The organism is Streptomyces sp. NPDC008121 (genome assembly GCF_042957155.1).
GTDB lineage: Bacteria > Actinomycetota > Actinomycetes > Streptomycetales > Streptomycetaceae > Streptomyces.
The window spans coordinates 267,981-286,525 of record NZ_JBIBHT010000005.1; the positions used below are offsets into that span (position 1 = coordinate 267,981).

23 protein-coding genes are annotated in these 18,545 nt (G+C 73.5%); 5 read left to right on the plus strand and 18 right to left on the minus strand.

Features of this window, described 5'->3' with window-relative positions; genetic code table 11:
• Positions 1-32: 32 nt before the first annotated feature.
• The 7 genes from trpM to hisI all read right to left on the minus strand — a co-directional run bounded on the left by trpM (position 33) and on the right by hisI (position 5,025).
• Entirely contained in the window at positions 33-248 is a 216-nt protein-coding gene (gene trpM, locus ACFZBD_RS18770) for a tryptophan biosynthesis modulator TrpM (RefSeq protein ID WP_391141199.1), read from the minus strand.
• Positions 249-315: 67 nt separating this feature from the next.
• Positions 316-1,125 (minus strand): indole-3-glycerol phosphate synthase TrpC, encoded by an 810-nt coding sequence (trpC, locus tag ACFZBD_RS18775; protein ID WP_391140694.1) that lies wholly within the window; start codon positions 1,123-1,125, stop codon positions 316-318.
• Positions 1,126-1,255: 130 nt separating this feature from the next.
• Positions 1,256-1,738: a DUF2752 domain-containing protein gene (locus ACFZBD_RS18780; RefSeq protein ID WP_391141202.1), complete on the minus strand. Its 483-nt coding sequence runs from the start codon at positions 1,736-1,738 to the stop codon at positions 1,256-1,258.
• Between the two features lie 347 nt (positions 1,739-2,085).
• The gene (locus ACFZBD_RS18785; protein WP_391140695.1) at positions 2,086-2,334 is read right to left on the minus strand and encodes an HGxxPAAW family protein; all 249 of its coding nucleotides are present in this window, start codon (positions 2,332-2,334) and stop codon (positions 2,086-2,088) included.
• A 133-nt stretch (positions 2,335-2,467) separates the two neighbouring features.
• Entirely contained in the window at positions 2,468-3,157 is a 690-nt protein-coding gene (locus ACFZBD_RS18790; RefSeq protein ID WP_391140696.1) for a TIGR02234 family membrane protein, read from the minus strand.
• 6 nt (positions 3,158-3,163) lie between these two features.
• Positions 3,164-4,663 carry an anthranilate synthase component I gene (locus ACFZBD_RS18795; protein ID WP_391140697.1) on the minus strand — a complete coding sequence of 500 codons (1,500 nt, stop codon included), beginning with the start codon at positions 4,661-4,663 and terminating at the stop codon, positions 3,164-3,166.
• A gap of 11 nt (positions 4,664-4,674) precedes the next feature.
• Positions 4,675-5,025 carry a phosphoribosyl-AMP cyclohydrolase gene (hisI, locus tag ACFZBD_RS18800; protein WP_391140698.1) on the minus strand — a complete coding sequence of 117 codons (351 nt, stop codon included), beginning with the start codon at positions 5,023-5,025 and terminating at the stop codon, positions 4,675-4,677.
• 84 nt (positions 5,026-5,109) lie between these two features.
• Here hisI and ACFZBD_RS18805 point away from each other — a divergent pair, with 84 nt between their 5' ends.
• Complete coding sequence (locus tag ACFZBD_RS18805) at positions 5,110-5,745, plus strand: TIGR03085 family metal-binding protein (protein ID WP_391140699.1); 636 nt, start codon at positions 5,110-5,112, stop codon at positions 5,743-5,745.
• A 61-nt stretch (positions 5,746-5,806) separates the two neighbouring features.
• On the opposite strand, the gene ACFZBD_RS18810 is transcribed toward ACFZBD_RS18805, so the two are convergent.
• The 10 genes from ACFZBD_RS18810 to hisD all read right to left on the minus strand — a co-directional run bounded on the left by ACFZBD_RS18810 (position 5,807) and on the right by hisD (position 13,541).
• Positions 5,807-7,066 carry an MFS transporter gene (locus tag ACFZBD_RS18810; RefSeq protein ID WP_391140700.1) on the minus strand — a complete coding sequence of 420 codons (1,260 nt, stop codon included), beginning with the start codon at positions 7,064-7,066 and terminating at the stop codon, positions 5,807-5,809.
• A complete protein-coding gene (locus ACFZBD_RS18815; protein WP_391140701.1) occupies positions 7,063-7,650 on the minus strand; it encodes a helix-turn-helix domain-containing protein in 588 nt (195 codons plus the stop codon). Before ACFZBD_RS18815 ends, ACFZBD_RS18810 begins: the two co-directional genes overlap by 4 nt.
• Positions 7,651-7,762: 112 nt before the next feature.
• Positions 7,763-8,518, minus strand: a complete 756-nt coding sequence (gene hisF, locus ACFZBD_RS18820) for an imidazole glycerol phosphate synthase subunit HisF (protein ID WP_391140702.1) — start codon at positions 8,516-8,518, stop codon at positions 7,763-7,765.
• Positions 8,515-8,928, minus strand: a complete 414-nt coding sequence (locus ACFZBD_RS18825) for a Rid family hydrolase (RefSeq protein WP_391140703.1) — start codon at positions 8,926-8,928, stop codon at positions 8,515-8,517. The genes hisF and ACFZBD_RS18825 overlap by 4 nt, the downstream gene beginning before the upstream one ends.
• Positions 8,925-9,656: a bifunctional 1-(5-phosphoribosyl)-5-((5-phosphoribosylamino)methylideneamino)imidazole-4-carboxamide isomerase/phosphoribosylanthranilate isomerase PriA gene (gene priA, locus ACFZBD_RS18830; RefSeq protein WP_391140704.1), complete on the minus strand. Its 732-nt coding sequence runs from the start codon at positions 9,654-9,656 to the stop codon at positions 8,925-8,927. The genes ACFZBD_RS18825 and priA overlap by 4 nt, the downstream gene beginning before the upstream one ends.
• A gap of 2 nt (positions 9,657-9,658) precedes the next feature.
• Positions 9,659-10,309 carry an imidazole glycerol phosphate synthase subunit HisH gene (gene hisH / locus ACFZBD_RS18835; protein WP_391140705.1) on the minus strand — a complete coding sequence of 217 codons (651 nt, stop codon included), beginning with the start codon at positions 10,307-10,309 and terminating at the stop codon, positions 9,659-9,661.
• A gap of 5 nt (positions 10,310-10,314) precedes the next feature.
• Positions 10,315-10,482, minus strand: coding sequence for a hypothetical protein (locus ACFZBD_RS18840; protein WP_391140706.1), 168 nt, complete (start codon positions 10,480-10,482; stop codon positions 10,315-10,317).
• A gap of 4 nt (positions 10,483-10,486) precedes the next feature.
• Entirely contained in the window at positions 10,487-11,080 is a 594-nt protein-coding gene (gene hisB / locus ACFZBD_RS18845; RefSeq protein WP_158986436.1) for an imidazoleglycerol-phosphate dehydratase HisB, read from the minus strand.
• Positions 11,077-12,204, minus strand: a complete 1,128-nt coding sequence (locus ACFZBD_RS18850) for a histidinol-phosphate transaminase (RefSeq protein ID WP_391140707.1) — start codon at positions 12,202-12,204, stop codon at positions 11,077-11,079. Before ACFZBD_RS18850 ends, hisB begins: the two co-directional genes overlap by 4 nt.
• On the minus strand, positions 12,201-13,541 hold the full coding sequence (gene hisD / locus ACFZBD_RS18855) for a histidinol dehydrogenase (RefSeq protein ID WP_391140708.1): 1,341 nt from the start codon (positions 13,539-13,541) through the stop codon (positions 12,201-12,203). The genes ACFZBD_RS18850 and hisD overlap by 4 nt, the downstream gene beginning before the upstream one ends.
• 174 nt (positions 13,542-13,715) lie before the next feature.
• Between hisD and ACFZBD_RS18860 the strand changes: the two genes are divergently transcribed.
• The 4 genes from ACFZBD_RS18860 to ybaK all read left to right on the plus strand — a co-directional run bounded on the left by ACFZBD_RS18860 (position 13,716) and on the right by ybaK (position 17,837).
• Positions 13,716-15,317 (plus strand): oxidoreductase, encoded by a 1,602-nt coding sequence (locus ACFZBD_RS18860; RefSeq protein ID WP_391140709.1) that lies wholly within the window; start codon positions 13,716-13,718, stop codon positions 15,315-15,317.
• Positions 15,318-15,558: 241 nt separating this feature from the next.
• Positions 15,559-16,584, plus strand: coding sequence for a hypothetical protein (locus ACFZBD_RS18865; protein WP_391140710.1), 1,026 nt, complete (start codon positions 15,559-15,561; stop codon positions 16,582-16,584).
• Positions 16,585-16,589: 5 nt separating this feature from the next.
• Entirely contained in the window at positions 16,590-17,327 is a 738-nt protein-coding gene (locus ACFZBD_RS18870; protein ID WP_391140711.1) for an LON peptidase substrate-binding domain-containing protein, read from the plus strand.
• Between the two features lie 12 nt (positions 17,328-17,339).
• Entirely contained in the window at positions 17,340-17,837 is a 498-nt protein-coding gene (ybaK, locus tag ACFZBD_RS18875; protein ID WP_391140712.1) for a Cys-tRNA(Pro) deacylase, read from the plus strand.
• Between the two features lie 49 nt (positions 17,838-17,886).
• Here the strand turns inward: ybaK and ACFZBD_RS18880 are convergent, their stop codons facing one another.
• Positions 17,887-18,531 carry a DUF2567 domain-containing protein gene (locus tag ACFZBD_RS18880; RefSeq protein ID WP_391140713.1) on the minus strand — a complete coding sequence of 215 codons (645 nt, stop codon included), beginning with the start codon at positions 18,529-18,531 and terminating at the stop codon, positions 17,887-17,889.
• Positions 18,532-18,545 lie beyond the last annotated feature (14 nt).

The window sequence follows — 18,545 nt, forward strand, 5'->3', positions numbered from 1 at the left end:
CGCACTCGCCCCCTACGGGGGCCGCAGGGGTGTCAGACGGTGGTCGTGGTGGTGCGCGCGGGGCGCGTGGGCCATCGCATGCCGTTGACCTGGCCGGGCTCGTCGCCGATGACGTACCGCACCCGGCGGCCGTGGACGCGGCGGGCGGGCGCGCGGCAGCCGCGCGGGCGGCAGCCGCGGGCGAGCGGGGCGTGGACGGGCGCGGCGGCGGTACGGAGCCTGCCGCGGCGGCCGGGCGCCGACGGCACGCCGACCGCGCACCGGGCGGCGGGGCCCGGAGCGTGCGGCGTGTCGTGGCGGCGGGTCACGGGCGGGTCAGCTCCGGCCGTGGCGCAGGGCCGGGTGGGCGCCGGCGGCGACCAGGTCGGCGACGGCGGCCTTGGGGTCGCGGCCGGTCACGAGCGACTCGCCGACCAGGACGGCGTCGGCGCCGGCGTTGGCGTAGGCGATGAGGTCGTGCGGGCCGCGGACGCCGGACTCGGCGATCTTGACGATGCCGGCCGGGATCTCCGGGGCGACGCGGTCGAAGGTGGAGCGGTCGACCTTGAGCGTCTTGAGGTTCCGGGCGTTGACGCCGATGATCCGGGCGCCCGCGTCGACGGCGCGCTCGACCTCGTCCTCGTCGTGGACCTCGACCAGCGGCGTCAGGCCGATGGACTCGGCGCGCTCGATCAGGGAGACGAGGGCCTCCTGCTCGAGGGCGGCGACGATCAGGAGCGCGAGGTCGGCGCCGTAGGCCCGGGCCTCCCACAGCTGGTAGGCCGTGACGATGAAGTCCTTGCGCAGGACCGGGATGTCGACCCGGGCGCGTACGGCTTCCAGGTCGGCGAGCGAGCCGCCGAAGCGGCGCTCCTCGGTGAGCACGGAGATGACGGCCGCGCCGCCCGCTTCGTAGTCGGCGGCGAGGCCGGCCGGGTCGGCGATCGCGGCGAGCGCGCCCTTGGAGGGGCTGGAGCGCTTGACCTCGCAGATCACGGTGACGCCTTCGCCGCGCAGTGCGGCGACGCCGTCCTTGGCCTGCGGCGCCTTGGCGGCGCGCTCCTTGAGCTCCTCGAGGGAGACCCGCGCCTGCCGCTCTGCGAGGTCGGCGCGCACGCCTTCGATGATCTCGTCGAGCACACTCACGCGAGAGGCCCCCTTCCGGGAGGGTGATGGTGACGGTGGTGAAGATGAACCAGGTTCAGCCATGTCGATGGTATCCGCAGCGGGGCGCGAGGCCCGCATCCGGTGGAGGTGCGTCCCACGTGCTGGGACTTCACGGGGCGAGCGCGGCGCCGAACGGCAGGTTCCGTACGAGGGTGAAGGCGGCCAGGACGGCGCCGATCGCCCACCACAGGGCCGGGGAGATCACGAAGCGGCTCGGCAGCCCGCGGACGGCGCGAATCAGCCATACGGCCATGACGACCGCGAACAGGCCGTAGCCGACGACGGCGAGGGCGTTGGCGCCCAGGGCGGTGCCGAACTCGCCGTGGACGAACGCGTGGGCGCTGCGCAGGCCGCCGCAGCCGGGGCAGTACAGGCCGGTGAAGCGCAGGAGGGGGCAGACGGGGTAGTGCCCGGGTTCGTTGGGGTCGACGGTCCCGACGTAGGCGAAGGCGGCGGCGACCGCGCCGAGCGCGCCCACGGGGGTGAGCAGTCGCCGACCGAGTGACCGGGGTGCGAGGGGGAGGCCTGAGGGGCCTCCTGAGGCCTCTGTGGCGCCGTGGGCGGCCCAGGGCCCGGCGTCAGGGCCGGGGATCCCGTACGCCTGCCCTGGCGTGTCCGTGTACGTGTCCGTGTACGTGCCGTGGGCGTCCCGGTACGGCGCGCCGGGGCCGTCCCCGGATCGATGGCCCGCGGAGGCGGTGGGCGCGTCCCCGTGGGTGTGGGGGTGGTCCTTCGGGCCGGTCGGCCCGTCCGCGGGTTCCCGAGGTGCCCGGGCGTCCCCTCCCGGCCGCTGCTCGGGCGGTGCCGGAGGCGTCGGCGGGGCTGCTTCGTCGGTCACGGCGGGGGCCGTCGGCTTCGCTTCCACGCGGTGATTCTCGCCCCTGACGCGAGAAGGCGCAGCCCGGCATGGCCGGACCGCGCCTTCCGGCAGGTCGTGGGTCAGACGCGCGCCTTCTCGGACGCCGCCGCACGGGCGGCGGCGACGTGCTCCGACTCCTTCGGCATGCCGAGGCCCGCGGCCTTCATGGCGAGGCCGACGACACCGCCGACGGCGATGACGGCGATCCCGGCCCAGAAGCCGGCCACGTTGGCCGCCACCATGAAGACCCCGGCGATGCAGAAGCCGATGAAGGAGATGATGACACCGGTCCAGGCGGCCGGGGTGTGTCCGTGGGCGCTGCCCGCCATGAGTTGCTCCTCGTTGCTGTTGCTCGGTGGTGGCTCAGTGGTGAGGTCACGCGTGCGCGGACACTCACGGTCATTGTCCCGCACACAGGGGCGCGGCGATGAATCGGGGTGCCGCAAGGATCACGCGTCGCGCTCAGCTCTCGCGCGTCGGGTCCTCGCCGCGGTCCAGGGCCTTCCACAGGTCCTCCGGCCGGTCGGGGTCGCCGGCGGCGCTCGCGGCGCCGGGCCGGGCGGGGCCGCGGGCCGGGCGGGCGCCCCGGGGGCCGGCCTCGCGTTCGTAGCGGCCGCCCATCGCGGGCCAGCTCTTGCCGTAGCGCAGGGCGAGGAGCCCGGCGAGCAGGATCAGGAGCGCGCCGGCGGCGGCGACGTACGGCCACGCGGTGTGGGTCAGACCGGCCACCGAGGCGGCCGTGTCGCCGCTGATGCGGGCGGCCTCCGCGTCCAGGGCGTCGCTGTCGGAGGCGCCCAGGAGCGCGGCCAGCGCCGCGCCTGCCCCGCTGAGGGCGAGGAGCCCGGAGACGAGGGTGCGGCCGGTGCGGCGGACGGCGAAGACGGCGACCAGCGCGGCGAGTCCCACGATGGCGAGGGCCGTCGGGACGCCGGTGACGGCGCCGCCGTCGGCCTCGACGGGCACGGTGCCGCCGCCGACCGCCGCGGTTCCCTCGGCCCAGATCTGACCCGAGGAGAGCAGGACGACGGTGGCTCCGAGGGCGCCGAGCAGGAGAGCCGCGGCAAGGCTGCGGCGGCCGCCGGGCGCGGCGGCCGTGCCGCTCGCGCGGGCGGCTCGGGGCTGGGGTACGGGTACAGCACTCACGTACCCCACTATCCCTTACGCGCCCGGCGCGGCGTTCATCCGGTTGGCGGTGTGCACCGCGCGGAGTACGGCGGCCGCCTTGTTGCGGCATTCGTCGTCCTCGCCGACCGGGTCGGAATCGGCGACGACACCGGCTCCGGCCTGCACGTACGCGGTGCCGTCGCGGAGCAGGGCGGTGCGGATGGCGATGGCGGTGTCGGCGTCCCCGGCGAAGTCGAGATAGCCGACACACCCGCCGTACAGTCCGCGCCGCGACGGCTCCAGCTCCTCGATGATCTGCATGGCGCGCGGCTTGGGGGCGCCGGACAGCGTGCCGGCCGGGAAGCAGGCGGTGAGGACGTCGAAGGCGGTCCGGCCCCGGGCGACCCGTCCGGTGACGGTCGAGACGATGTGCATGACGTGCGAGTACCGCTCGATCGACATGAAGTCGACGACCTCGACGGAGCCCGGCTCGCAGACCCGTCCGAGGTCGTTGCGGCCGAGGTCGACGAGCATCAGGTGCTCGGCGCGCTCCTTGGGGTCGGCGAGCAGCTCGTCGGCGAGGTCGTGGTCCTCCTGGGGGGTCGCGCCGCGGTGCCGGGTGCCGGCGATGGGGTGGAGCATCGCCTGCCCGTCCTCGACCTTGACCAGGGCCTCGGGCGACGAGCCGACGACGTCGAAGCCGTTCTCGAAGCGGAAGAGGTACATGTACGGGGAGGGGTTGGTGGCGCGCAGCACGCGGTAGACATCGAGCGCGGAGGCGCCGCAGGGCGTCTCGAAGCGCTGCGAGGGCACGACCTGGAAGGCTTCGCCGGCCCGGATGCGCTCCTTGATGTCCTCGACGGCGTCCTGGTAGGCGGGGCCGCCCCAGAGGGCGGAGTACGCGGGCAGCTCGGAGGCGGGGAGCGCGGCGGGGACGGTGGCGACCGGGCGGGCCAGGTCGGCCTCCATCGCGTCGAGGCGGGCGACGGCGTCCGCGTACGCCTCGTCGACGCCGGTCTCCAGGTCGTTGTGGTTGATGGCGTTGGCGATCAGCAGGACGGTGCCGTCCCAGTGGTCGAGGACGGCGAGGTCGCTGGTGAGGAGCATGGTCAGCTCCGGGAGGCGCAGGTCGTCGCGGCCGTGCTCGCCGATCTTCTCCAGGCGCCGGACGATGTCGTAGCCTAGGTAGCCGACCATGCCGCCGGTGAAGGGCGGCATGCCGGAGGCGAGGTCGCGGGGTGTGTGCAGGGCCTCGACGGTGGCGCGCAGGGCCTGGAGGGGGTCGCCGTCGGTGGGGACGCCGACGGGCGGGGTGCCGAGCCAGTGCGCCTGGCCGTCGCGGACGGTGAGGGTGGCGCCGCTGCGGACGCCGACGAAGGAGTAGCGGGACCAGGAGCGGCCGTTCTCGGCGGACTCGAGGAGGTAGGTGCCGGGGCGTTCGGCGGCGAGCTTGCGGTAGAGCCCGACCGGGGTGTCGCCGTCCGCGAGGAGCCGGCGGCTGACAGGGATCACGCGGCGGTCGGCCGCCAGCTTGCGGAAGGTCTCGAGGTCCATGGCGGCTGACCTTACTGGGAGAGCGGGAGCACGTCGGCGTCGAAACAGGTGCGGGCGCCCGTGTGGCAGGCGGCGCCGACCTGGTCGACCTTGACCAGGACGGTGTCGGCGTCGCAGTCGAGGGCGACGGACTTGACGTGCTGGACGTGGCCGGATGTGTCGCCCTTGACCCAGTACTCCTGGCGGCTGCGCGACCAGTAGGTGCAGCGGCCGGTGGTGAGGGTGCGGTGGAGGGCCTCGTCGTCCATCCAGCCGAGCATCAGCACCTCCCCGGTGTCGTACTGCTGGGCGATGGCGGGGAGGAGACCGTCCGCGCTGCGCTTGAGGCGGGCGGCGAGGGCCGGGTCGAGATTGCTGCTCATGGGGCCATTCTGCCGTGACCGGCGCGTTCGCCCGGAAAGGCGTCCACTGGGCGGAACAGCGGCGGGCGCCGTACGCTGGCGGGCATGTCGACCCATGCCAAGCGTGAACGACTTCTCCTCGCCGATCTGTTGGAGGCGGCCGGGCCCGAGGCCCCGACGCTCTGCGAGGGGTGGCTGACCACGGACCTCGCGGCGCACGTGGTGGTGCGCGAGCGCCGGCCGGACGCGGCGGCCGGATCGGTCGTACCGCTGCTGAAGGGGCGGCTCGACCGGGTGCAGGCCGAATTCGCGGACAAGCCGTACGAGGAGCTGGTCCAGCTCATCCGGACGGGTCCGCCGAAGATGTCGCCGTTCACCATCAAGCAGGTGGACGAGGGGGCGAACACGGTCGAGTTCTACGTCCACGCGGAGGACGTCCGCCGCGCCCAGCCCGACTGGTCGCCGCGCGAGCTGGACCCGGTCTTCTCGGACGTGCTGTGGGCCCGTCTGGAGAAGGGGGCGCGCCTGCTCGGCCGCAAGGCGCCGGTCGGCCTGGTGCTGCGCCGCCCGAACGGCCAGACGGCGGTGGCGCACCGCGGCACGCCGGTGGTGACGGTCTCCGGGGAGCCGGGTGAGCTGACGATGTTCCTCTTCGGCCGGCAGGACGCGGCGAAGGTGGAGATCGACGGCGAGCAGGACGCGGTGGAGCGGCTGCAGCAGGCGAAGCAGCTGGGGATCTAGGGCGTGTTTCGAAAGTAGCGTCGTCCGCCCGCAGGGCGGGGCTGGGGGCGTAAAACACGCCCTAGAGGGCGTCCCGGGAGCTCCCGCCGGGGAGCTCCGCGCGGCGCAGGGCCGTGACGGACAGGCCGTACGCGCCGCCCAGGGTGCAGAACGCGGCGCTCGCCACGAACACCGGGCCGAGGCCCCACAGGCCGACGGCCGCGCCCGTCAGGGGGTAGCTCAGCGGGGCGAGGCCCAGGCTGACGAAACCGGTCACCGCTGTCACCCGGCCGAGGTACGCGGGGTCGCACTCGGTCTGCGTGAGCGCGCCGCACAGCGCGCCGCTGACCCCCGCGAGCAGCCCCACGCAGAGCGCGAGGGCCACGGCGACCGGCAGGTCGGGGACGTACGCGAGGGCGCCCAGGCAGGTCGAGCCGAGGGCGATCGTCCAGCCCAGAACGGCCCCCGCGCGCGGTATGCGGCCCCGCACGGTCAGCAGCAGGGACGCGCCGGCCGCTCCCGTGCCGAATCCGGCGAGGACCCAGCCGATGCCGGAGGCGCCCCAGCCCCGCGCGTCGGCGAGGAGAGCGAGGCCGACGTTGAGGGGGCCGACGAAGCCGAGGTCGCTGAGCGCGACGACGATCACCAGCGGCCCGAGGACCCGGTGCCCGCGCAGATAGCGCAGGCCGTCCGCGAGGTCGCGCAGGGCCGCGCGGTCCTTGGCCGGCGCGCCGCCCGGCAGCGGGGTGATCCGCAGCGCGAGGAGCAGCGGCAGCGAGGCCGCGAAGAGGAGTCCGGCGACCCCGAACGCGGCGGCCGGGCCGCCGAGGGCGACGGCGAGGCCGCCGAGCGGGGCCCCGAGGACGAGCGCGGCGCGCTGGGCGAGGCCGCGCATGCCCTGGACGCGGGCGAGCTGGTCGCGGGCGGCGATCCGGGGCGGCAGGGCGCCGACGGCGGGCAGGAAGAGGGCGTCGACCGTGCCGAAGACCAGGGCGACGGCGGCGAGCACCCACAGGGCCGGGCTGCTGAGGAGCAGGACGGCGGCGACGGCGAGGACGACGAGGCAGCGGACCGTGTCGGAGAGCAGGACGACCCGGCGGGGCCCGAAGCGGTCGGCGACGACTCCCCCGCCGAGCATGAGCAGGGCGCGCGGGACGGCGCTGACGGCCATGACCAGCCCGGCCTGGGCGGGTGTGCCCCCGCGGACGGCGGTCCAGGAGAGGGCGAGGTAGTAGATGCTGTCGCCCAGGGCGGAGGCGGAGTACCCGCCGAGCCAGCGCAGGACGTTCGGGTCGCGGTGTGCGGGGCGGGCGGCGGCCGCGGTTTCGGTGAGCGCCGTCATGACCGGTAGGGGAAGCCCTGGAGGTGGACGGCGACGTTCTCGCGGCCCTCGGTGTCCCCGGCCTGCTCGGCGGCGCGGGCCGCCGTGTCGTACTTCTTGAGCAGCGCGTCGAGCTCCTTGCCGAGCGCGGCGAGTTCGGCCGCGGTCAGCCGGGGCAGCCACTCGGAGCTGACGGACGCCGAGCGCCACGCGTCCGACCAGGTCAGCCGTTCGTCGAGGAAGCGGCGGTGGAGCGCGACGCGCTGCTCGTTGATCGTGCGGCCGAGGGCGTCGCTCGCGGCGACCAGTTCGGGCGTGCCCCGGACGTCCTCGTCACGGATGGAGAGGCCGTCCGAGCTGGGCTGCCACCAGCGTTCGCGGCCGTCGTCGGAGTGACCGCGAGCCTCCTCGATGAGGTCGTGCTCGGCCAGTTTGCGCAGGTGGTAGCTGACGAGGGAGACCGCCTCGTCGACCTGCTCGGCGAGTTGGGACGCGGTGGCGGTGCGGGCGACGAAGAGGGCGCGGTAGAGGCGCATCCGCAGGGGGTGCGAGAGCGCCTTGAGGGTGCCGAGATCGGTGATGCGGCGGTTCTCCTGCGAGGTCATGGACACGACCGTAGATGCGAAAGGAATCTTGCACAACATAAATTGCACAAATAATCCTGCCGATCGGGCCACGAAAAAGGCCCCCGGACGGGGGCCTTTCTCCTGGCGCTGCTCAGCGGACCGGGTGGCCCGCCTCTCGGAGGGTGTCCTTCACCTGCGAGATCCGCAGGTCGCCGAAGTGGAAGACGGAGGCCGCGAGGACCGCGTCCGCGCCCGCCGCGACGGCCGGCGGGAAGTCGGCGAGCCGGCCCGCGCCGCCGCTCGCGATCACCGGGACGGTGACGTGCTTGCGGACCGCGGCGATCATCTCGGTGTCGTAGCCGTCCTTGGTGCCGTCCGCGTCCATGGAGTTGAGCAGGATCTCGCCCGCGCCCAGTTCGGCGGCCCGGTGCGCCCACTCGACGGCGTCGATGCCGGTGCCCCGGCGGCCGCCGTGGGTGGTGACCTCGAACGTGCCGGCGGGGGTGCGCCGGGCGTCGACCGAGAGGACCAGGACCTGGCGGCCGAAGCGCTCCGCGATCTCCTGGATCAGCTCCGGGCGGGCGATGGCCGCCGTGTTGACGCCCACCTTGTCCGCCCCGGCCCGCAGCAGCCTGTCGACGTCGTCGGCCGCCCGGACGCCGCCGCCCACCGTCAGCGGGATGAAGACCTGCTCGGCGGTGCGGCGCACCACGTCGTAGGTCGTCTCACGGTTGCCCGAGGAGGCGGTAATGTCGAGGAAGGTCAGCTCGTCCGCGCCCTCGGCGTCGTACAGCTTCGCCATCTCGACGGGGTCGCCCGCGTCCCGCAGGTTCTGGAAGTTGACGCCCTTCACGACCCGGCCGTTGTCCACGTCCAGGCAGGGGATCACGCGTACGGCGAGGCTCATGCGGCCGCACCGCCCTGACCCTCGGGGCGGTACGCCTCGACCTCGACCTCGACGACCAGGCTCGGGTCCACGAAACCGGAGACGATGATCATCGAGGCCGCCGGGCGGACCGCGTCGAACAGCTCCTTGTGGGCGCGGCCGACCTCGTCGACGTCCCGGGCGTGGGTGAGGTACATCCGGGTCCGTACGACGTGCTCCGGGCCCAGACCGAGCTTCCCCAGCGCGTCGAAGGCCACGCGGAAGGAGTTGATCGCCTGCTCGTACGGGCCTCCGCCGGCGATCTGGCCGCCGACCACGGACGTGCAGCCGGAGACGAGGACCAGGCCGTTCGGCAGCTCCACCGCGCGGGAGTAGCCGAACTGCTCCTCCCAGGGAGCGCCGGTGACGACCTTCTTCACGCCGTCGGTCATGCGGAAGCCACCGCCTCCAGCGCCTCCTCCAGGGTGAACGCCTTGGCGTACAGCGCCTTGCCGACGATCGCGCCCTCGACGCCCAGCGGGACGAGCCCGGACAGGGCCCGCAGGTCGTCCAGGGAGGAGACGCCTCCGGAGGCGACGACGGGCTTGTCCGTGGCGGCGCAGACGTTCTTCAGCAGCTCCAGGTTGGGGCCCTGAAGGGTGCCGTCCTTGGCGATGTCGGTGACGACGTAGCGGGCGCAGCCCTCGGAGTCGAGGCGGGCCAGCGTCTCGTAGAGGTCGCCGCCGTCGCGGGTCCAGCCGCGGCCGCGCAGGGTGGTGCCGCGGACGTCGAGGCCGACGGCGATCTTGTCGCCGTGCTCGGCGATGACCTTGGCGACCCACTCGGGGGTCTCCAGGGCGGCGGTGCCGAGGTTGACGCGGGTGCAGCCGGTGGCGAGCGCCGCGGCGAGCGAGGCGTCGTCGCGGATGCCGCCGGAGAGCTCGACCTTGATGTCCATGGCCCGGGCGACCTCGGCGATCAGCTCGCGGTTGTCGCCGGTGCCGAAGGCGGCGTCCAGGTCGACCAGGTGCAGCCACTCGGCGCCGGAGCGCTGCCAGGCGAGGGCGGCCTCCAGCGGGGAGCCGTAGGAGGTCTCCGTACCGGACTCGCCGTGCACGAGGCGGACGGCCTGGCCGTCGCGGACGTCGACGGCGGGGAGGAGTTCAAGCTTCTGAGCCATGATCAGAGGGTCTCGATCCAGTTGGTGAGGAGCTGGGCGCCGGCGTCGCCGGACTTCTCGGGGTGGAACTGGGTCGCCCACAGGGCGCCGTTCTCGACGGCGGCGACGAACGGCTCGCCGTGGGTGGCCCAGGTGACCTTGGGGGCGCGCATGTTGGGGTTGCCGATCTCCAGGCTCCACTCGCGCACCGCGTAGGAGTGCACGAAGTAGAACCGGGCGTCGGCGTCGAGGCCGGAGAACAGCTCGCTGCCCTCGGGCGCGTCGACCGTGTTCCAGCCCATGTGGGGCACGACCGGGGCGTTCAGGGGCTCGACCGTACCGGGCCATTCGTCGAGGCCCTCGGTCTCCACGCCGTGCTCGATGCCACGGTTGAAGAGGATCTGCATGCCGACGCAGATGCCCATGACGGGGCGGCCGCCGGCGAGCCGGCGGTCGACGATCCACTCGCCGCGGGCCTCCTTGAGGCCCTTCATGCAGGCGGAGAAGGCTCCGACGCCGGGGACGAGGAGTCCGTCGGCGTTCATCGCACGGTCGTAGTCGCGGGTGATCTCGACGTCGGCGCCGACATGGGCCAGGGCCCGCTCGGCGGAGCGGACGTTGCCGAAGCCGTAGTCGAAGACGACGACCTTCTTGGGGGTGCTCGTGGTGCTCATGCCGCTTATTCCCAGATTCCCTGGATCCGCAGGACGCCGGCGACCAGGCACATCACGGAGGCGATGGCGAGGACGGCGATCACGCCCTTGGGCAGTCCCTGCTTGGCGAAGGAGTACACGCCGCCGGCGAGGAAGAGCCCGACGACGATGAGGACGGTGGAGAGGCCGGTCATGGAGTTACAGGGCGCCCTTCGTGGACGGAAGGATGCCGGCCGCGCGCGGGTCGCGCTCGGAGGCGTAGCGCAGGGCCCGGGCGAGCGCCTTGAACTGGCACTCCACGATGTGGTGGGCGTTGCGGCCGTACGGCACGTGGATGTGCAGCGCGATCTGGGCCTGCGCGACGAAGGACTCGAAGATGTGCCGGGTCATCGTGGTGTCGTAGGAGCCGATCATCGGCGCCATGTTCTCGGGCTCGGTGTGCACGAGGTAGGGGCGGCCGGAGAGGTCCACGGTCACCTGGGCGAGCGACTCGTCCAGCGGGACGGTGCAGTTGCCGAAGCGGTAGATGCCGACCTTGTCGCCGAGGGCCTGCTTGAAGGCGGCGCCGAGCGCGAGGGCGGTGTCCTCGATGGTGTGGTGCGAGTCGATGTGCAGGTCGCCGTCGGTCTTGACCGTGAGGTCGAAGAGGCCGTGGCGGCCGAGCTGGTCGAGCATGTGGTCGTAGAAGCCGACGCCGGTGGCGACGTCGACCTTGCCCGTGCCGTCGAGGTCTATCTCGACGACGACGGAGGTTTCCTTGGTGGTGCGTTCGACCCGTCCTACGCGGCTCATGAACTCTGCTCCTTCTTCAAAGCGCGCACCGCATCGAGGAACGCGTCGTTCTCTTCGGGGGTGCCGGCGGTGACCCGCAGCCGGCCGGGTACGCCGTTGTCCCGGACCAGGACGCCCTGGTCGAGGATCTTCTTCCAGGCCTCATGGGAGCCTTCGGCCCCGTCGAAGCGGCCGAACTGGACGAAGTTGGCGTCGGATTCGGTGACGTCGAAGCCGATGGCCCGCAGTTCGGTGACCAGGCGGTCCCGCTCGGCCTTGAGCTGTTCGACGTACCCGAGGAGCGTATCGGTGTGCTCCAGGGCGGCCAGGGCGGTGGCCTGGGTGACGGCGGAGAGGTGGTACGGCAGGCGCACCAGCTGGACGGCATCGACCACGGCGCGGTGGGCGGCGAGGTAGCCGAGGCGCAGTCCGGCGGCGCCGAAGGCCTTGGACATGGTGCGGGAGACGACCAGGTTCGGCCGGCCCTCGATCAGCGGCAGGAGGGAGTCCCGGTGGCTGAACTCGACGTACGCCTCGTCGATCACCACGAGGGAGGGCTTGGCGGCCTGGGTCGCCTCGTACAGCGTCTCCACGGTCTCCGCCGCCACGGCGGTGCCGGTGGGGTTGTTGGGCGAGGTGATGAAGACGACGTCGGGGCGGTGTCGCTCGATGGCGTCCGCCGCGGCGGCGACGTCGATGGTGAAGTCCTCGTCGCGGGGGCCGGAGATCCAGCCGGTGCCGGTGCCGCGCGCGATGAGCGCGTGCATGGAGTACGAGGGTTCGAAGCCGATGGCCGTACGGCCGGGGCCGCCGAAGGTCTGGAGCAGCTGCTGGAGGACCTCGTTGGAGCCGTTGGCGGCCCAGACGTTCTCGACGCCGACCGGGTGCTTTCCGGTACGGGTGAGGTAGCGGGCCAGCTCGGTGCGGAGCTCGATCGCGTCCCGGTCGGGGTAGCGGTTGAGGCCGCGGGCGGCCTCGGCGACCCGCTCCGCGATCCGGGCCACCAGGGGCTCGGGCAGCGGGTAGGGGTTCTCGTTGGTGTTGAGCTGGACGGGGACGTCGAGCTGCGGCGCGCCGTACGGCGTCTTGCCGCGCAGTTCGTCGCGGATGGGGAGGTCGTCGATGCCGATGCCGGGGGCGGTCATGCCTGGGGCACCTTCCATCCGAACCGGGCCTTGAGCGCGGCGCCGTGGGCGGGCAGGTCCTCGGCCTCGGCGAGGGTGACCACGTGGTGGGTGACCTCGGCGAGTGCGTCGCGGGTGTAGTCCACGACGTGGATGCCGCGCAGGAAGGACTGCACGGAGAGGCCCGAGGAGTGGCAGGCGCAGCCGCCGGTGGGCAGGACGTGATTGGAGCCGGCGCAGTAGTCGCCGAGGGAGACCGGGGCCCAGGGGCCGACGAAGATCGCGCCGGCGTTGCGGACGCGGTCGGCGCGGGCGGCGGCGTCGGCGGTCTGGATCTCCAGGTGCTCGGCGCCGTAGGCGTCGACGACCTTCAGGCCGTCCTCCAGGTCGCGGACGAGGACGATCGCGGACTGCTTGCCGGCGAGGGCCGGGACGATCCGGTCGTCGATGTGCTTGGAGGCGGCGACCTGGGTCTTCAGCTCGGTCTCGGTGGCGGCGGCCAGTTCCTCGGAGTCGGTGACGAGGACGGCGGCGGCCATCGGGTCGTGCTCGGCCTGGCTGATGAGGTCGGCGGCGACGTGGACGGGGTCGGCGGTGGAGTCGGCGAGGATGGCGATCTCGGTCGGTCCCGCCTCGGCGTCGATGCCGATGCGGCCCTTGAGGAGGCGCTTGGCGGCGGCGACGTAGATGTTGCCGGGGCCGGTGACCAGGTTGACGGGGGCGCAGCCGGGCGTGTCGTCGGTGCCTTCGGTGCCGTACGCGAACATCGCGATGGCCTGCGCGCCGCCGGCGGCGTACACCTCGTCGACGCCGAGGAGCGCGCAGGCGGCGAGGATCGTCGGGTGGGGCAGGCCGCCGAACTCCTTCTGGGGCGGCGAGGCGATCGCGATGCCCTCGACGCCGGCCTCCTGCGCGGGGACGACATTCATGACGACGGAGGAGGGGTAGACGGAGCGGCCGCCGGGGACGTAGAGCCCGACGCGCTCGACCGGGACCCACTTCTCGGTGACCGTGCCGCCGGGCACGACCTGGGTGGTGTGGGTGGTGCGGCGCTGCTCGCGGTGGACGATCCTGGCCCGGCGGATGGACTCCTCCAGGGCGGCCCGGACGGCCGGGTCCAGCTCGTCGAGGGCGCGGGAGATCGTCTCGGCGGGGACGCGCAGGCCGTCGACGCGGACGCCGTCGAACTTCTCGCCGTAGTCGATCACCGCGGCCGCGCCGTGATGCCGTACGTCCTCGCAGATGGGCCGCACCTTCTCCAGGGCGGCTTCCACGTCGAACTCGGCACGGGGCAGCAGGTCGCGCAGCGCGCCACCCTCGGGGAGGGTGTCGTCGCGCAGATCGATTCGAGAGATCACGGGTCAATTCTCTCAGACGCCCCACAAGCGTCGGACGTCCGTATCACTGGCTGATACGAGCCACAGTGGCGTCTTGTCGCCACAGCTGACCGTTAGCGTTCAGTCCGTCACTCAGCGGGAAGAACGGCTGTACGAATCCGGGGATGCGGATTCGTGGAAAGCGAGGGGGCGGCAGTGACCGAGCCGCGCGAGGACGGTATGCCGGATGGCCTCACGGGCCCGGAGCGGTCCATGTGGTGGGGGTTCCGGGTCGGCAGGGCCTGTGACATGAGCGAGGGGGATCCGGCGCTGGACGATCCGTTCGGGCCGCTTCCCTGGGGGGAGGAGCGCACGGTGCGCGCCGAGGTGGTGGCGCTGCTGCTGCTCGACGGGCCGCCGGCCCGGTCGGGGCGGGTGGCGGCGCTGAAGCTGCGCGGGGTGCGGATATCGGGGGCGCTCAATCTCGCGGGCGGGACGATCGGCCCGTACGTCGAGATGAACCGCTGCCGGTTCGACGAGGAGATCGTCCTCCCGGAGGCGCACTTCGGCACGCTGCGGATGGTGGAGTGCGCGATACCCCGCCTGGAGGCGGCGCGGCTGCACACCCAGGGCGATCTCCATCTGCCGCGCTGCCGGGTGGAGCGGGGCATCCGGCTCACGGACGCGCAGATCGGCACGGACCTGCTGATCAACCAGATCCAGGTGTGGCCGGACCGGCGCGGGCGGGCGATCACCGCGGACGGTCTGGTGGTGGCGCAGGACCTCCAGGCGGAGCTGATCGAGGCGTACGGCGAGCTGAGCCTGCGCGGGGCGAAGGTCGGCGTGTCGCTGAGCCTGCGGGGCAGCGTGCTGCGCGGCGCGCAGGAGCGGCGCGCGCTGAACGCCCCGCAGCTGACGGTGGAGCGCTCGCTCTATCTGAACGCCGCGTGGGTGTACGAATCGACGGGGAACGCCTCGGCGACCCCGCCGTACGGCATCGGCTACACCCCGGTGCAGGGGGCGCGGCGCAAGCCCGTCGAGTGCCACGGCGGGGTGCGGCTCGACGACGGGCGGTTCGGCGACGCCGTGGACCTGCACTACGCCCGCTTCGTGCTGAACGGCGCGCGGCGGGAGGAGGTGTCGCTGCGCCGGATCGTCACGCCGGAGCTGCGGTTCAACGGCGAGCGCCCCGAGGAGGGGCGGGTGGTGCTCAACGGCGCCAAGATCGTGACCCTGATCGACCTGTCGACCAGCTGGCCGGGGCCCGGCGGTCTCGCGATGGGCGGCTTCGTCTACGAGAACCTGGTGCCGTACGGCCACTTCCCGCTGGCGCGGCGGCTCGAATGGGTGGCGGCGGCGACCCCGGAGTACGCCCCGGAGCCGTACGAACGGCTGGCGACGGTCCTGCGCAACAGCGGCGAGGACGCCGACGCCCGGGCGGTCCTCCTCGCCAAACAGCGGCGGCGCCGGGAGACGCTGCCGGTGGCGGGGAAGCTCTGGGGCTATCTCCAGGACTGGACGGTGGCGTACGGCTACCGCCCGGGCCGGGCGGCGCTGTGGATGGCGGTGCTCTGGGCGGCGGGGGCGATCGCGTTCTCCCGCTACGACCCGGTGCCGCTGAAGGCGGAGGAGTCCCCCCGGTGGAACGCCACGCTGTACGCCCTGGACCTGCTGCTGCCGGTGATCAATCTCGGCCAGGACGGCTACTGGCGGCTGGAGGGCCTCTGGCAGTGGGTGGCGACGGTCCTGATCCTCCTCGGATGGGTGCTGGCGACGACGGTGGCGGCGGGGGCGTCGAGGCTGCTGCGACGGGGATAGACGGCAGGGCCGGTGTGGGAGACGAGGCGGGGGCGGAAGGGGCGACGGGAGGGGCGCGGGTCATCGCGGGGACGTGTGGGGGTCGTGACCGTTCCTGGGGGCGCGCGGCACGGATCCCGACCAGGCTCACCTCTTTCTTTACTCTGTCTTGACCTTGCTCAGGACAACTTTCCCGCCGCTACCAAAGCTTCACAGCTCCCCACTGGCGCCGTCCTCACCTGCGGTTTTCAATGGCGGCACCATGTCATTGCTCCGCGCCCTGATCGGCACCGCCCGACTCGTCCGGCACGCGCCGCGGCTCGCCGCCGTCCTGCCGCCGGACGACGACGTGCTGCTCGACGCGCCGGACGGTCGGCTCGCGCCGGCCCTGGTCGCCGCCGCCCTGGCGGACCCCGCGCCGGCGGCCCGGCTCCTGGCCGCCACCCGGGAGGCCGCCGAGTGGGAGAACCGCGACCGCTACGTCGCCCGGCTGGCCACTTTCGCCTACGGCCGCGACGAGTGGCTGGGCCGGTGGCTGGCCGCCGCGCCCCACGACCCCGACGCGCTGCTCGTCAAGGCGCAGCTCGAGGTGCGCCGGGCCTGGGAGTCGCCCGCCCGCGCCGAGCGACTGCGCGAGCTGGGCCCGCTGATCGACGCGGCCGCCGTGGCCGCGCCGCGCGACCCCGTGCCGTGGCGCCTCGCCCTGGACCACGCCCGGGGCACGCACGCCCCGCACACGGACTTCGAGCCGCTGTGGGAACAGGCCGTCCGCCGCTCGCCGCACCACTACGGCTGCCATGTCGCCGCGCTCAAGTACCTCTCGGCCCAGCGGCACGGCTCGCACCGCGAGTGCTTCGACTTCGCCGAGCAGGCCGCGGAGGACGCCCTGCCCGGCTCCCTGATCCAGGCGCTGCCGGTTCGCGCCGCCTTCGCGGAGCTGCTCCTCGGCACCGGGCACCCGCACGAGGACCGGATCGACGCGGCCGCCGACCGGGCCGCCGCCCTCTCCGCGGTGTACCCGGCCGGCGACCCCTGGCCCGCCGAGGTCCGCAACCTGCTTGTGTACGTGCTGGTCAGGCGCGGGCGGTGGGACGAGGCGCTGGAGGAGTTCCGGCGTCTGGGCCCCTGTGCGACGTCGTTTCCGTGGACGCTGGTGGGCGAGGATCCGCTCGCCCGTTTCCTGGCGGCACGGGACGCGGTACGGGTCGAAGTGGCCCGCGCGACGCCGCTGCGGGAAGCCGGACGGGGACGGGCCGGTCGAGGCGGGCCGCGCGGCCATTACGCTTGACCGCTGTGACCACCGCTCGCCTGCCTCTCTTCCCGCTCAACGCGGTGCTGTTCCCGGGCCTCGTGCTGCCCCTGAACGTCTTCGAGGAGCGTTATCGCGCCATGATGCGCGAGCTGCTCAAGACCGACGAGTCGGAGCCGCGCCGCTTCGCCGTCGTGGCGATCCGCGACGGCCGGGAGGTCGCGCGCACCGCTCCGGGCATGCCCGACCCGACGGCGCAGCCGGAGAAGGGGCCCGCCGCGGGCTTCGGCTCCGACCCGATCCAGGCGTTCCACCGGGTCGGCTGCGTGGCCGACGCGGCGACGATCCGGGAGCGGGCCGACGGCAGCTTCGAGGTGATGGCGACCGGCACGACCCGGGTGAAGCTGCTGTCGGTCGACGCGAGCGGGCCCTTCCTGGTGGCGGAGGTCGAGGACATCCCCGAGGAGCAGGGCGACGAGGCGGGCACGCTCGCCGAGGGCGTCCTGCGGGCGTTCCGGAGCTACCAGAAGCGGCTGGCCGGCGCCCGGGAGCGTTCCCTGACCACCAGTGAGCTGCCGGACGATCCGTCGGTGGTGTCGTATCTGGTCGCGGCCGCCGCGGTGCTCGACACCCCGGCGAAGCAGCGGCTGCTGCAGGCGCCGGACACGGCGACCCGGCTGCGTGAGGAGCTGACGCTGCTGCGGGCGGAGACGGCGGTGCTGCGGCACCTGCCGTCGCTGCCGGCGGTGGATCTGACGCGGGCGCCGACGAGCCCGAACTGACGGAGGAGCCCGGTGGCGAAGAAGCAGAGGAAGCAGGGAGGCGGCACGCCCGCGACGGTGGCGCTGGCGGCCGCCGGGACCGCGTTCACCCTGCACGCCTACGACCACGACCCCGCCTCGGCCTCATACGGCGAGGAGGCGGCGGAGGCGCTGGGCGTCTCGCCCGACCGCGTCTTCAAGACCCTGGTCGCGGACGTGGACGGCGAGCTGACGGTCGCGGTCGTCCCGGTCGCCGGCCAACTGGACCTCAAGGCCCTCGCCTCGGCGGTCGGCGGCAAGCGCGCGGCGATGGCCGACCCGGCGGCCGCCGAGCGGACCACCGGCTACGTCCGGGGCGGCATCTCTCCGCTGGGGCAGCGCAAGCGCCTGCGGACGGTCCTCGACGCCTCCGCCTCCGGCCACCCGACGATCTGCATCTCTGCGGGGCGCCGCGGCCTGGAGGTCGAGCTCTCCCCCACCGATCTGGCCGCCCTGACATCGGCGGTGCTGGCCCCGATCGGCCGCGCGTAGGAACGACCGCGCCGGGCCCGGGCCCGGCGCTCGCTGCCCCCGCCCGAGGTCAGTTCTCCGCGGCCGGCGGAGTGGTGGGCTGGACGGGCGGCACCGGCCACTCCTGCTCCGGGTCGCGCGGACCGAAGAGGGCCGTCAGACCCAGGTGGACCAGGAGCGCGGCCAGCGGCCACGCGAGGATCGCCCCCTGCCACATCTCCAGCTTCAGCGGCGCGTCGAACACCACGTTCGGCCCCACCGCCTTGGCATGGGCCACCACGTCGTGCGAGGGCCCGAGGTACGTCCCCACCCCCCAGCCGAGCAGCGACCCCAGCACGCCCCCGACGGTCATGCCGAGGATCAGCGCCACCCCGCCGTGCCGGTGGAAGAGGAAGACCAGCAGCGCCGCGACCGCCCCGAAGGCCAGCGCCAGGAGCACGAACGTGCCGTCCGCGCCGATCGCCGCCTCCCCCTCGCTGTCGCGCAGGAAGACCGCCTTGCCGTCCGAGACCAACGGCACCCTCGGCGCCAGCCACAGCCACAGCGGCCCCAGGGCCGCTCCGAGGACCGTGGACACGGCGGCCACCACGGCCGCCTGTCGCAGTTCCGTTCCCGAGCTCGGGACGTCGTCCGCCACCGGCGACGCGGGGTAGGGCGAGGGCCAGGCGTGGGCGTCGTGCGGAGGCTGGTGAGGCGGTGTCAGAGGTGCGGTCACCCCGCCATCGTGCC